Consider the following 12,746-nt stretch of genomic DNA (forward strand, 5'->3'; position numbering starts at 1 on the left):
TTTATGGAAAAATTTTTATGGAATGATCCAGAAATAGAACAGTTATTATTAAATGACGCAGAAAAAGAAACATTAGAAAAATTCATCGGTGCCGATGCCGAGCTTCCGGATATGTTAAACGCCAGGGAACGGCGCGTCTGGATGCAGGAACAGCTTCTCTCCGAATTTCCCGGCGTTCTCGTCTCCTTCACCTTAAATATTCCGGGGCAGGTCAAGGTCCTGCCGCTTGTTCCGGAGGCATTTGCCTTTGCACTTTCGGAGATCGTTTCCGCGTTGGATACCGCAAAGATCCCGGTCTTAAAGCGCAGCCTAATCCTCGATAAGACCGGTCCGGAGGCATTTCTCTGCGTGGATGCGGATGCGCTCGCTGTAAAACGCCTTCTCGTGCCGTTAGAGGACGCGTCCGATCTCGGAAGACTCTACGACATCGATATCATCGGGCGGGATGGAAAAAAGATCTCAAGAAGTGACATCGGGCAGCCGGGCCGGACCTGCCTCCTCTGCGGCCGCCCTGCGCGGGAATGTTCCAGAAGCCGGGCCCACTCGGTCGCAGAGCTGACGGAACGGATCAACGCGATCTTTCATGAACACTTTTCATGAAGCAGATCCGATCCGCCCATTCCCACACTCGGGAGATACTCTTAGAGAGTCTCCCGAGCGTACACCTATCAGACAATCTTAGAATTTATGATCGATAAAACGAAAGGAACTCATACACCATGGCATTTGACGGAATCGTGATCGCGAACCTTGTCCGCGACCTGAACGAAAAGATCGCCTCCGGCAGGATTTCAAAGATCGCCCAGCCGGAAAAGGACGAATTACTCTTTACCATTAAAGGAAACCGGGAGAACGTGCGTCTGCTCATATCGGCAAACGCCAGTCTCCCACTCCTCTATTTTACATCAAACAACAAACCGAGCCCGATGACGGCTCCGAACTTCTGCATGCTTTTAAGAAAGCATATCGCAAACGGCAGGATCATCTCCGTGACCCAGCCGGGACTGGAGCGGATCGTCCGGATCGAGGTCGAGCATCTCGATGAGATGGGCGATCTCCGGAGAAAATTCATCGTGATCGAGCTCATGGGAAAACACAGCAACATCATCTTCTGCGATGAGAACAACGTGATCCTCGACAGCATCAAACATATCTCCGCACAGGTAAGCTCTGTCCGAGAGGTACTCCCGGGACGCGATTACTTTATCCCGCACTCCGGGGAGAAGAAAGATCCGCTGACGATCACGGAGACAGAATTTAAGGAACTCCTGCACAACACCCCGCAGAACCTCTCAAAGGCCCTCTACATGGATCTCACCGGTTTAAGCCCGGTCGTTGCCGCCGAGATCTGCCACCTTGCATCACTCGACGGGGATGTCTCCGCGAAGGAATTTTCCGATGCGGAACTCACACATCTCTTCCACGCGTTCACCTGGATCATGGACGATGTCCGCGAAGGCAATTTTACGCCGAATATCATCTATGAAGGCGAGAAACCGGTCGAATTCGCATCGGTACCGCTCACGATGATGGAAGGCGGCAATTATAAGACCGTGAACTTTTCCTCCATCAGTGAACTTTTAGAGCGCTACTATGCGGAAAAGAACATGGTATCCAGGATCCACCAGAAATCCACGGACCTCAGAAAGATCATCTCCAACGCATTGGAGCGCAGCGTCCGGAAGCTGGATCTGCAGACTAAGCAGTTAAAGGATACGGAAAAGCGGGAAAAAAACAGGATCTACGGAGAACTTTTAAATACCTACGGGTACGGTCTCTCCGGCGGAGAAAAGAGTTTTAAGTGTCTGAATTATTACGACAATACAGAGATCACGATCCCGCTGGATCCGACGATGACAGCCCAGGAGAACGCAAAGCGGTATTTCGATAAGTACAATAAACAAAAACGGACCTACGAGGCCGTCACGGAACAGCTCGCGCAGACAAAGGCGGAGATCGCCCACCTGGAATCCATCAGCACATCGATGGACATCGCAAGACTCGAGGAGGACCTTGTCCAGATCAAGGAAGAGCTCACGGAGTATGGCTATATCAAGCGCCACTACACAGGCGGCAAAAAGGTGAAGATCACAAGCCGCCCGTTCCACTACCTTTCCAGCGACGGATTCCACATCTATGTCGGAAAAAACAACTACCAGAATGAAGAACTCGACTTCAAGTTTGCCAACGGCGGTGACTGGTGGTTCCACGCAAAAGGAATCCCGGGCTCCCATGTCATCGTAAAGACTGAGGGAAAAGAGCTCCCGGACCGCGTGTTTGAGGAAGCCGGTGCGCTGGCTGCCTACTACTCCAAAGGCCGCGGGAATGAGAAGGTCGAAGTCGACTATATCCAGCGGAAGAACTTAAAAAAAGTTCCCGGAGCCGCACCAGGTTTCGTTGTCTATCACACCAACTACTCTCTGATGGCAGTTCCGGGAATCCCGGTGCAGGAAGTAAAGTAGCGAACCGCTATCGTCCTCCCGCCTCATATAACAGTGCGTTGCAGATCGCCGCGGCGATATTGCTCCCGCCTTTTCGTCCTCTGGCGACGATCGCCGGGACATCCGTCCGAAGGATCAGTTCCTTTGCCTCGACTACGTTCACGAATCCGACCGGTACTCCGATGATGAGCGCCGGCCGGATCTTTTTTTCTTCGATCAGCTCATAGAGGCGCATTAACGCCGTCGGCGCGTTTCCGACTGCATAGATACACTCCGAATAAAGTCGTGCCGCCTTTTCGGCGCTGACCGCGGATCTCGTCATCCCGCTCGCCTTTGCAGCTTCCTTCACATCCTCATCCCCGATAAAGCAGTGCACATCGATCCCGAATTTTCTGGCCGCCGTCTTGTTGATCCCGGATGCCGCCATCGTCGTATCGGTGATGATCGGAAGCCCCTGATGGATCGCCTCTTTTGCCAGTCCGATCGCGCCTTCTGTGATCGTGAGGGTGTCGCGGTAGGAGAAATCGGCGGTGGTATGGATCACACGGCAGAGAACCGGAAGTGCATCAGCCGGATACCGGGAAACAAATTCCTCGCCCAGCTCTCCTTTTATGATCTCAAAACTCTTTTTTTCGATCTCCATCGGGCGGGTTGTCAGGAAATCGATCCCCGTCCGCTTTTTTAATTCTTCGGTCCAGTCAAGTCCACTCATCATCTCACATCCTTTCGTTCCAGGATCCGGTAGATCATATCCATATCCAGATTTTCCCGGATAATCTTAGCCATCTTGTCATACTGCTCTTCTTTATACTTTGCCATCGAGAATGTTTCCCCGTTTTCATATGTCTCCGGACGAACACCTTTTCTCTCTGCGAGGAAATAGCGGATCGCATGCTGCATCTCTTCTGTGTCGAATACTCCGTGGACATAGGTTCCGAATACGTTTCCGCTGATACAGCCGTCTTCTTTCCCACCGGCCGGAGCTCCATTCGGATTCGAATCCGTTTTATATCCTGAACGCGCATCGGAATCCGTCGCCATCGCTGCGATATTTTCCCCATTTTCGTACTGGATCCACGAAAACGGCTGTCCGCCGTCCCGGATCGTCTCTCCCATATGAATCTCATATCCGTTGATCTTTACCGGTACTCCATCGTTTGAAAACCCGGCTGCCGTTCCATTTACTCTCGTCCTCGTCTTCTTCTCCGCAAAGATCGTGCGGATCGGCAGGAGCTCCATGCCGCGCATCGTTCCGCCTTCTTCCACACCATGCGGATCGGAAAGACTCGTTCCCAGCATCTGGAACCCGCCGCAGACGCCGATGACCGGGATCCCTTTTCCCGCCATCCGCGTGATTACAGCTTCCAGCCCGTTCTGGCGGAGCCACTTGAGATCTCCCATGGTGTTCTTTGTCCCAGGGAGGATGATGAGATCCGATCCGGTCAGTTCCTCCGGACGGCTCACATAAGAAAGCGCGATCCCCGGCAGTCGCTCCAGTGCATTAAAGTCCGTGAAATTCGAGATCCTCGGAAGCCGGATCACGGAGATCTTCGCAAAAGCCGCATGGCTGGAGCGGTCAAGAAGAGGTCCGGTTCCATGTTTTTCTGTCAGGCGCTCCGAGAGGCTGTCCTCATCGTCCACGTCCACATCCATGTACGGGATCACACCCGCAAACGGGATCCGGATCCGCTCATAGAGCATGGAAAGACCCGGTTTTAAGATCTCTTTATCCCCGCGGAACTTATTGATCACGAAGGCGCGGATCCGCTTCCGCTCCGCTTCTGTGAGCAGGGCCGCTGTCCCGTAGAGCTGGGCGAAAACGCCGCCCCGGTCGATGTCCCCGGCGAGAAGTACCGGCGCATCCAGCATCTCGGCGAGTCCCATGTTCACGATATCGTTTTCCCTCAAGTTGATCTCGGCCGGACTTCCCGCGCCTTCCACAACGATCACATCGAAGCGGGATGCCAGGGAATTGTAGGCATCCATGATGTCCGGGATCAGACTCTTTTTCATCTTAAAATACTCCGCCGCCGGATAATTGCCGCGGACCTCGCCGTTCACGATGAGCTGGGATCCCATGTTCGAGGTCGGCTTTAAAAGGATCGGGTTCATCGCCGCCTCCGGCTCGATTCCGGCTGCCTCCGCCTGCATGACCTGGGCCCGTCCCATCTCAAGCCCGTCCCGCGTAATATAAGAATTCAGGGCCATATTCTGGGACTTAAACGGTGCAGTCCTGAGCCCGTCCTGCTTAAAGATCCGGCAGAGCCCCGCCGCAAGAAAACTCTTCCCCGCATTCGACATGGTCCCCTGGATCATGATCACTTTTGCCATTTTGATTCCTCCACTGTGTGGTGTTTCACTTTTTCAGTCATGTTGTCTTCCTGCGTGAATTTGCATCCACTCGGGAATATTATTTTAGCTCTCTACGATATATTTTTCAAAATGTGCTGCACTGCATCTGACATGATTAATGTCATCACTTTTTTATCACCAGTTTTAACTTCTGGTTCCCCACACCGCAGATGATCTTTATGGTCTGATACACAACAATCCCTATACCAGCACTCTCCCAACAAAGCTCCCCAAATTGACCACTTTTCATTTTCAGTCAGCTCACCTGCCAGTGATTTCATAACACGCTCTGTTGAAAACCTTTTAAATCCAGCTAAATACTGTAATGTTTTTTCGTCTTTAATTTCTGCCAGGTTGATCCTATGATTTTCCACTGCTGCAAGAATCTCTTTCCGCATCGCAATCTTATCCTTCTTCCCTGTACCTGTCCAGGAAATTAATTGATCGAATGCCAATATCAGATATTCAAAACAAATCATATCCAGGATTATGACATGACCAGCTGACCGATCAGCGAATGATCTCAGAATACGATATTTATTCCGGATATCCTGATTATCTACTACATAATCAAATACAATATAATAGATATCTCCTGTATCCGGCTGCAGCTGATAGATTGCATCCAGAATTCCTTGATTGCTCTCTTTACTTTCGACAATAAGTTTACCCTCGAAGAAAAGCTGATTTACTAATTGCCAGAAATGAAGACCTGCACCAGTGTCCTCTGTCCATAAATACTTCATATCAAACTTCCTCTTCTAGAGTTATCTTATTATCTGCCAGTTCCAATACCTTAAAGCTCTTATCCGAAACATTCAGGCCATCACAGTTCCTTAAAAAAAGCATATATTGATTTGAAAACTCAAAGTTAATAAATCTTCGGATCTCGTCATTGATCAGAATATCAGCATTATCGATCACAATAAAATTATTTCTGCACGTTTCAAGATCTTCCTGGATATTTTCCGACCGATAATTAAATAATTTTATAGCATGATATGCGTCAGTTTGTCTCAAGTCCTCAAGCATTTCATAAAGGACTGTTTTTCCGGTTCCGCTGTCGCCTCCGACAAGAGTAATGCGATCGTCAAAAGACAGATCATAGGAAAAAGGAGCTGCCTGAAAAGTAATATTTTTATAGATCATTTTTCTCTCTCCTTTCATACTCTCTGGTCCACCAGGTCTGATATCCAGCATTTCCTGTCACCACATCTTTCTCATTAAAACGAATTTCTGCATTGTCCGGAATTTCAACAAAACTTGGACGTGACATATAAATCTTTATGTGATCCAGCTGAAATATCATCTTCAAAACATTGGGACCACACTCTTCAACACATACCACTTTTTCTGGATGTTTTACAATATTCAGCAAGGTTTTACACCCAGAAGATAAGTTTCGGATTGTTCCCAGTCCATACTTTGTTTCTATGTGCTTATCAAGTGTCAGGATTGCATCATCCGCTTGAAAAATCAGATTTTTATCCTGTTCTGTCATTTCTTCATTGCTTGTGTTTAAATTAAAATAGAGATCATTTTTCAGGATCCAATTGGAAGATTCTTTTTTTTCTGTATAAATATCGATCATGTCAATCCTAGCTCCTTACTTACAATTTCGATAAAATCTCCATAGCTGCTTCCCACACCGCACAGATCCCCATCAGGATCCACGACGTCCGGTAAAGAAGTCTGTTTGCCCGGCGGATATCCTCCGGTTCCACCGGCCGCAGATCATCTCCGATATATTTCTTCTTTACGAGTTTTCCAAAGTACCACGCGTCCCCGGCAAGGCGCACCCGTAGCGCTCCGGCACAGACCGACTCTGTCTGCGCGGAATTCGGGCTCGCATGGTTGAAACGGTCCCTCAGGAAGATCTTTTTCGCATTTTTTCCGTCAAATTCGTGCCCTTTGGACGGCAGATACGCCGCAAAGATCATGATCCAGGCGCAGAGTCTCGATGGAATAAAATTCAAGACATCGTCCAGTTTCGCAGCCGCCCGTCCAAGGTACAGATATTTGTCATTCTTATACCCGACCATTGAGTCCATCGTATTGACTGCCTTATATACCCAGCCGAGGACCGGTCCGCCGATCGCCATGTAAAAGAGCGGTGCCGCAACACCGTCTGACGTATTTTCCGCGACTGTCTCCACCGCCGCCTTCGTGACACCAGTCATATCGAGCACTTTAGTATCCCGCCCAACGATCATCGACACCGCATACCGCGCCGCTTCAAGGTCGTCCTTTTTCAATTCCCGGTACACCTTCATGCTCTCATCCTTCAGGGATTTTACCGCAAAAAGCTGATAACACAGGATCACAGATGCCAGAAACCGGAGCCACGGGGAGATCCTGCCGCAGGTGTATAAGATCCCGCCGGATACGACCGCCGTTGTCCCGGTCACGAGAATAACAAGTACCACACCGCCAGCTAAGAGCGCCCTCTCTCCCTCTCCAAAAAGCTTCCGGATCCCTTTCTCCAGAAATGAAATATAAGCCCCGATGAGCCGCACCGGATGATATAACCAGTGCGGATCCCCGAGGACCTGATCGAGCAGAAATCCGAGTGCTACCACTGCAAGTAATTCGAGTCTGTCTGTCATAAAAATCTTCCTTTAATGTTTGTTCCGTTCGTTGTCTATCATACCGCAAAACCGGCATTCCTCATATAGTGAACTGGTCTGATTTTTCTGCGTCATTTTAAATACTTTCCATTATTCTTATAAGCCATGATGATGATCACGATCGTCAGCACAAGAAACAGTCCAAGCCATAAAAATGCCGGAAAAACATGGCAAAGATACATTACCAAAAACGCAAGATCCAGCCCCCAGAGCATCTTTGTGACGCCCTCCGTATGGCACCATTTCGCCCGTTCCTCGTCCTCAACCAGAATTTTCGAGCTGATCGGCGTATAGATCCCACTGACAACAAGTGCACCGTAGATCAGAAATCCGATGCTGCATACCGATAATAAAAGAATCATGATTTTACACCCCCTATGATATTGGATTGTTCCGAAGAAACCGCACCTGACCGATCCGTCCATCCAGCGTTTCGATCTCCCCAAAGATCCCCTCGCCGTTCCCGACCTGCCAGTCATAGTATCTCTTCCGTTCTTTTGCAAGCGCCTCCATGACGGCCATGATCGTTCCCCCGTGGACGACGAAGACGAGTGTTTTGTCCGGATCCTCTGTCTCCCGGAAGAATCTCGCAAGGATCTCCCGGAACGCCTTCACAGTCCGCGCTTTAAACGTTTCCGTGCTCTCCCCGCCCGGGAATCCCTCAGCTCCCATCGTGTCAATAAAATGCTGATATTCCATGTCCCCTGAGAGTTCCAGATAGTTTTTATATTCAAACTTTCCAAAATCACACTCGGAAAGATCTTCGACCCGAACCCTCGGGACCTGCGGATAATCATGTTCCGGAAATAGTGTTTCCGCAGTCTCAAGGCAGCGTTTCATCGGGCTTGTGATGATCGCCGCAGGTTTTCCGGCAAGTTTCCGGATTTTTTTTGCCTCTTTGCCAAGCGTTTCGAGGGATTCCTGCGTCAGACTCTCATCCGTCCTGCCCACATATCGTTTCTCCAGGTTCCCCGGCGTTGCCCCATGCCGGATCAGTAAAAGTTTCACTTAAAACACCGCCTTTCCGATCACCGCCGCGAGCAGAATCCCAAGCTCACAGATCTGCAGGAAGAAACCGGCAAGATCTCCGGTCACACCACCGAATTCCTGTACTGCCATGTGGCGATACCAAAGGAAGATCAAAACCGTTGTAATTACAACAACACCGCCGCAGATACCGCCAAAGAGCAGTTCCAGAAATGCCGTCAGGAAAAAGATCACGAGCATGCAGACTGCCACGGTCTTCTTTCTCGCATCCTTCATAAAATCTGCCAGCATCCCATGTTTTCGCGCCTCCGGAAATGTTGCGGTGGAAAGGCCGCTGAGCGCCCTGGAAAGAATAAACCCGATCGCTGTGAGGAGCGCACTTCCCTCATCAAGTTCCGTGCACGCCGCCGCGTAGAGGATCAGATACAGTCCTCCGAAGATCACCGCAAACGCTCCTGTGTGCGTGTCCTTTAAGATTCCCAGCTTCTTCTCCCGGTCGCCATATGACGCTCTTGCATCGCAGGTGTCCATAAATCCGTCCATGTGGATCCCGCCCGTGATAAAAAGCGGCACTGCGAGGAGGATCCCCGCTGCCAGGATCTTTCCCGTCAGGATCCTGTCAAGCAGCAGATACATTCCAAAAAACACCGCTCCGATCACTGCCCCGATCGCGGGAAAAAAGCACATGGCGTATTTCATGTCCTCTTCCTTCCACTCAAACATCGGCATCGGGATCCTGGAATACATCGAAAACGCTATGATCGCCGCTCTCATGTCCGGACCTCCTTCTCATAATCCACGTACTGCTCGACGGAAATGTCGGAAAATGTGCTCATCTCTTCGTAAACACTCGCCCCCATCTTTAAGAGCGGGATCATCGCCACAGCCCCGCTTCCCTCGCCGAGATGCATCCCGAGATGGAGCGGCGCCGGAAGTCCAAGCATTTCAAGAACCGCTTTTCCGGCCGGTTCCCTGGAAATGTGCGAGGCAAAGAGATAATCTTTCGCCTCCCGGCGGATCAGGACCGCGAGAAGTGCCGATACAGTCGAGAGGAACCCATCCATGAGGACCGGAAGTCCGGCCGCCGCCCCGCCTAAAAAGAGCCCGGTCATTCCCGCAAGGTCAAAACCGCCAAGTTCCGAAAGGACTGTCACAGCCGAGAGCGCCCCATTCTCATAATCTTCCTTCGTTCCGCCCCGGTACTGCGGATATGTTTCATAAAAGCGGCCGACCGCCATCGAAACCGCCCGTTTTTTCTTTTCCAGCCCGGCATCCGAAAGTCCGGCTCCCCGTCCGGTCGCTTCCTCCGGGGAAAGTCCCGTGAGCACTGCGCTCATCGCGGCAGCAGGCGTCGTATTTCCGATTCCCATCTCACCTGCAGCGAGAAGCTCATATCCCATATCCCGGAACGTAAACGCAAGTTCGATCCCGGAAACAAGCGCCTGCAGGCAGTCCCCTCTGCTCATCGCAGGTTCTCTCACGATATTTCCGGAACCTCTCGCAATCTTTCGGTCCATGATCCGGTGCGGATCCGGCTGTTTTACTCCGATCACTTCACAGTCCATCCCCATGTCCACCGGATAAAGATCTGTTCCGGCAATCCGGCACATTTTGGAAGTTGAAGTCTCCCCCCGCGTGAAATTCTCCGCCACAATCCGGGTCACTTCCTTCCCGGTCTGGGTCACGCCTTCCGAAACGACGCCATGATCCGCGCACATGACTGCAAGTGCGGACTTATCAAGCATGATCCCGGACGCACTCCGCCTGATCCCGGCAATCCTTATAATATCGTCCTCCAGGATCCCGAGACTGCCGATCGGCTTTGCAACGGAATCCCATCGCTTTTTTGCGAGTTCCATCGCATGGCGGTCGGCTGGGACGATCTGTTTCAGATAGCTTTGAAATTTTTCTTCGATTGTCTCTGTTGTCATCGTATTGTCACTCATTATCTTTCCTTATGTCATTCTTTTTGGACTTCCCAAATGGCTTCTCTCCAGCTTTGTGCCTGCTTTACAAAATGCTCCGCGATCTCCGGATTGCTGTAAAAATACAGATGTGGGAAACCGGCATAGAAGCTTTCTGTTGTGTATCCGCACTCCCAGCCGCGGGTCCCGACCGGTTTCTTCGCCTGAAAATCAGTTCCATTTTCCGGTGAATCCCAGTGGTGGAATTCATGGGCGCGAAACTGAGTTCCCTCCGGTCCGAGAAGTCCGTCCTTTTTCGCTGTCACGGTAATGTAGCCGAATCTTCCAAGTTTCCCTGTATCCTGGCTGTTTCCCGGAAGAACACCGGCCATTTCCCAGCGCTTTCCAGCCGGATCTTCGATCGACTCCTTCAAATAGAGATACCCGCCGCACTCTGCGATACAGGGCATCCCATTCCTGATCGCCTCCCGAATCGAAGAAAGCATCATTTTATTCTCTGAAAGTGCCTTCACATGAAGCTCCGGATATCCGCCACCAAGATACAGCGCAGATGCCTCCGGCGGGATCTCCTGATCCCGGATCGGGGAAAAATATTGGATCCTGGCTCCAAGTTTTTTTAAAAGATCCAGGTTGTCCTCATAGTAAAAACAGAACGCCTCGTCTCTTGCAACTGCGATCACGGGGATGCAGGAGTTTTTATTATCTGCTACAGGCGCTTCCAATTCTCTTTTTCCCTGAAAAATTGCTCTGCTTCCATCAAAAACCGCATGACACGCAGTATGGACAGCTGCTGCTCCTGATATTGTTTTTCCTTCCTGTTTTTTTATGATTTCCGGAATCTTAATTAGAAGTTCCGGAGCTTCCTCCGCTGCTTCCAGTATCCCATCCAGATCGATCCCCGCACGGATCTTCTCCTTTACAAGCTCCAGCTTTTCCCTGAGCCCCGGGATCTCCTCCGGCATGACAAGCCCCAGATGGCGTGATTCCAGAGTCAGATCCCTGAGTTCCGGAATATATCCGAACACGCGGATCCCCAGCTCCTGCTCTGCCTTTTTCTTAAGTCCCGGATATATCATCGAAGACAGCCGGTTAAAGATCACGCCTGCAACATGGCTCCTCTCCTGATACTCCATGAAGCCTTTGATCGAGGCAAGTGCCGAAAGACTCCGTCCCTTCATGTCAACGATCAGGATCACCGGTGTATCCGTAAGATCCGCCACTTCCCATGCGCTGGCGCGCTCCGAGACACCGCCGAGACCATCGTAAAATCCCATCACACCCTCAAGGACCGCGATCCGGCTCGCCGGAAGCCCCTTATTCTCCAGAACTTCCCGTCCCAGCAGATACCGCAGTGTATCCGCCCCCACAAAAAAGGTGTCCAGATTTCGCGATGGAATCTCCAAAACAGTCCGGTGAAACATCGGATCAATATAATCGGGTCCGCACTTAAAGGCACGCACTGCCTCAATCCGCTCCTTTAGGAGTGAAAGAAGTACACAGGTGAAAAATGTCTTCCCGCCGCCGCTCTTTTCGGCGGCGATCATGATGCGGGGGAGACGGATGGAAGTTGGGATGCTCTCTTCTGATAATCCATTTTTTAACATATTCATCATTCCAGATCTTGCCTCTCTAGTCTAAAAAGAGCTATTCTCAATCAAAATTTTCCAATATCCTTTTTGACTGGTTCCAATGCGCTGAATAATATTCTGGCTTTTCATTTTATCAATCTGATATTTTACACGATTAATTTTCCACCCCAATTGAGCTGCAATCTCTCTCTGTAATATCAGGCTGTTCTTTAATCAATGCCAGAACCGCTTTGCTCTTGTCTGTCAGGTTGTATTCCGTATACACGGAAATTTTCACAGCATCGTCGGTAAGCTTTTGAATATCTTGGTCAACTTTCTGAACATCTTGGTCGATTCCAATTCTTGTCTCTTCCATATTACGATAGAGATTAATGCGAAATCCAATCTCCATATCGCGAAACTCCGGCTCGCGTAATCCGTATTCCTGCATTGCTTCCATCAATTTCGGAATGCCGCTGCCCCACGCCTCAATCAGATTCATATAAGAAAACGCATGTGCAAGCGCACGATTACGTATTTTCGAGTATCCCTCTTTCATCTTATCCAAAGTCACACCTGGCATAAAACTGCCCGGCGATGTAATTTCCAAACGGTCATCATAAATTGCTACCTGAATGTGCGAATTCTGCAAGAAACTACAATTCATCACAGCATTAATAATTAGCTCCCGGATACTGTCCGGCGGAAGTTCATAAATATCTTTCCGATATGCCAATGTCTGATTGTAAACAAAACGGCAACAGCCAAATGTTTTTGCAATCTGAATTCTTTGTTCGCTATTAGGATATATCCTGTATTTATATGCTTTTAACACCCACTGTCGCC

General features: G+C 50.0%; 14 protein-coding genes and 1 pseudogene. 2 read left to right on the forward strand and 13 right to left on the reverse strand.

The features are described from left to right. The first annotated feature begins 3 nt into the window (after positions 1-3). Both citX and V2546_RS13765 read left to right on the forward strand, forming a co-directional pair. Positions 4-600: a citrate lyase holo-[acyl-carrier protein] synthase gene (gene citX / locus V2546_RS13760; protein ID WP_329752619.1), complete on the forward strand. Its 597-nt coding sequence runs from the start codon at positions 4-6 to the stop codon at positions 598-600. Between the two features lie 119 nt (positions 601-719). Then, positions 720-2,462: an NFACT RNA binding domain-containing protein gene (locus tag V2546_RS13765; RefSeq protein WP_329752620.1), complete on the forward strand. Its 1,743-nt coding sequence runs from the start codon at positions 720-722 to the stop codon at positions 2,460-2,462. A 7-nt stretch (positions 2,463-2,469) separates the two neighbouring features. On the opposite strand, the gene V2546_RS13770 is transcribed toward V2546_RS13765, so the two are convergent. From V2546_RS13770 to V2546_RS15765, 13 genes and pseudogenes are all read right to left on the reverse strand, one after another. After that, on the reverse strand, positions 2,470-3,153 hold the full coding sequence (locus V2546_RS13770; protein ID WP_329752631.1) for a precorrin-8X methylmutase: 684 nt from the start codon (positions 3,151-3,153) through the stop codon (positions 2,470-2,472). Continuing rightward, positions 3,153-4,772: a cobyric acid synthase gene (locus tag V2546_RS13775; RefSeq protein ID WP_118532789.1), complete on the reverse strand. Its 1,620-nt coding sequence runs from the start codon at positions 4,770-4,772 to the stop codon at positions 3,153-3,155. Before V2546_RS13775 ends, V2546_RS13770 begins: the two co-directional genes overlap by 1 nt. 92 nt (positions 4,773-4,864) lie before the next feature. Beyond that, positions 4,865-5,539 (reverse strand): hypothetical protein, encoded by a 675-nt coding sequence (locus tag V2546_RS13780; RefSeq protein ID WP_329752621.1) that lies wholly within the window; start codon positions 5,537-5,539, stop codon positions 4,865-4,867. A gap of 1 nt (position 5,540) precedes the next feature. Then, complete coding sequence (locus tag V2546_RS13785) at positions 5,541-5,942, reverse strand: ATPase (protein ID WP_118532791.1); 402 nt, start codon at positions 5,940-5,942, stop codon at positions 5,541-5,543. Further along, positions 5,932-6,384: a DUF4869 domain-containing protein gene (locus V2546_RS13790; RefSeq protein ID WP_215702522.1), complete on the reverse strand. Its 453-nt coding sequence runs from the start codon at positions 6,382-6,384 to the stop codon at positions 5,932-5,934. The genes V2546_RS13785 and V2546_RS13790 overlap by 11 nt, the downstream gene beginning before the upstream one ends. A gap of 19 nt (positions 6,385-6,403) precedes the next feature. Continuing rightward, the gene (gene cbiB / locus V2546_RS13795; RefSeq protein ID WP_329752622.1) at positions 6,404-7,399 is read right to left on the reverse strand and encodes an adenosylcobinamide-phosphate synthase CbiB; all 996 of its coding nucleotides are present in this window, start codon (positions 7,397-7,399) and stop codon (positions 6,404-6,406) included. A 92-nt stretch (positions 7,400-7,491) separates the two neighbouring features. After that, complete coding sequence (locus tag V2546_RS13800) at positions 7,492-7,782, reverse strand: hypothetical protein (protein WP_329752623.1); 291 nt, start codon at positions 7,780-7,782, stop codon at positions 7,492-7,494. Between the two features lie 13 nt (positions 7,783-7,795). Next, positions 7,796-8,428 carry a histidine phosphatase family protein gene (locus V2546_RS13805; protein ID WP_329752624.1) on the reverse strand — a complete coding sequence of 211 codons (633 nt, stop codon included), beginning with the start codon at positions 8,426-8,428 and terminating at the stop codon, positions 7,796-7,798. Next, positions 8,429-9,181: an adenosylcobinamide-GDP ribazoletransferase gene (locus tag V2546_RS13810; protein ID WP_329752625.1), complete on the reverse strand. Its 753-nt coding sequence runs from the start codon at positions 9,179-9,181 to the stop codon at positions 8,429-8,431. After that, on the reverse strand, positions 9,178-10,353 hold the full coding sequence (locus V2546_RS13815) for a nicotinate-nucleotide--dimethylbenzimidazole phosphoribosyltransferase (protein ID WP_329752626.1): 1,176 nt from the start codon (positions 10,351-10,353) through the stop codon (positions 9,178-9,180). The genes V2546_RS13810 and V2546_RS13815 overlap by 4 nt, the downstream gene beginning before the upstream one ends. Before the next feature lie 14 nt (positions 10,354-10,367). Further along, entirely contained in the window at positions 10,368-11,945 is a 1,578-nt protein-coding gene (locus V2546_RS13820; protein WP_329752627.1) for a cobyrinic acid a,c-diamide synthase CobB, read from the reverse strand. Positions 11,946-12,075: 130 nt separating this feature from the next. Then, positions 12,076-12,567 carry an ATP-binding protein gene (locus tag V2546_RS13825; RefSeq protein ID WP_486463600.1) on the reverse strand — a complete coding sequence of 164 codons (492 nt, stop codon included), beginning with the start codon at positions 12,565-12,567 and terminating at the stop codon, positions 12,076-12,078. A gap of 42 nt (positions 12,568-12,609) precedes the next feature. Further along, positions 12,610-12,735: pseudogene (locus V2546_RS15765) on the reverse strand (helix-turn-helix domain-containing protein); the annotation flags it as partial. Positions 12,736-12,746: the final 11 nt, after the last annotated feature.

Origin of the sequence: Clostridium sp. CM74B_53 (genome assembly GCF_036318045.1) — a bacterium.
Taxonomy (GTDB): domain Bacteria; phylum Bacillota; class Clostridia; order Lachnospirales; family Lachnospiraceae; genus Pilosibacter.

Bases quoted from the DNA above. Each gene is read 5' to 3' on its own strand.
- citX (WP_329752619.1), top strand. From the start codon at position 4: ATGGAAAAATTTTTATGGAATGATCCAGAAATAGAACAGTTATTATTA.
- V2546_RS13765 (WP_329752620.1), top strand. From the start codon at position 720: ATGGCATTTGACGGAATCGTGATCGCGAACCTTGTCCGCGACCTGAAC.
- V2546_RS13770 (WP_329752631.1), bottom strand. From the start codon at position 3,153: ATGAGTGGACTTGACTGGACCGAAGAATTAAAAAAGCGGACGGGGATC.
- V2546_RS13775 (WP_118532789.1), bottom strand. From the start codon at position 4,772: ATGGCAAAAGTGATCATGATCCAGGGGACCATGTCGAATGCGGGGAAG.
- V2546_RS13780 (WP_329752621.1), bottom strand. From the start codon at position 5,539: ATGAAGTATTTATGGACAGAGGACACTGGTGCAGGTCTTCATTTCTGG.
- V2546_RS13785 (WP_118532791.1), bottom strand. From the start codon at position 5,942: ATGATCTATAAAAATATTACTTTTCAGGCAGCTCCTTTTTCCTATGAT.
- V2546_RS13790 (WP_215702522.1), bottom strand. From the start codon at position 6,384: ATGATCGATATTTATACAGAAAAAAAAGAATCTTCCAATTGGATCCTG.
- cbiB (WP_329752622.1), bottom strand. From the start codon at position 7,399: ATGACAGACAGACTCGAATTACTTGCAGTGGTAGCACTCGGATTTCTG.
- V2546_RS13800 (WP_329752623.1), bottom strand. From the start codon at position 7,782: ATGATTCTTTTATTATCGGTATGCAGCATCGGATTTCTGATCTACGGT.
- V2546_RS13810 (WP_329752625.1), bottom strand. From the start codon at position 9,181: ATGAGAGCGGCGATCATAGCGTTTTCGATGTATTCCAGGATCCCGATG.
- V2546_RS13815 (WP_329752626.1), bottom strand. From the start codon at position 10,353: ATGAGTGACAATACGATGACAACAGAGACAATCGAAGAAAAATTTCAA.
- V2546_RS13820 (WP_329752627.1), bottom strand. From the start codon at position 11,945: ATGATGAATATGTTAAAAAATGGATTATCAGAAGAGAGCATCCCAACT.
- V2546_RS13825 (WP_486463600.1), bottom strand. From the start codon at position 12,567: ATGAATTGTAGTTTCTTGCAGAATTCGCACATTCAGGTAGCAATTTAT.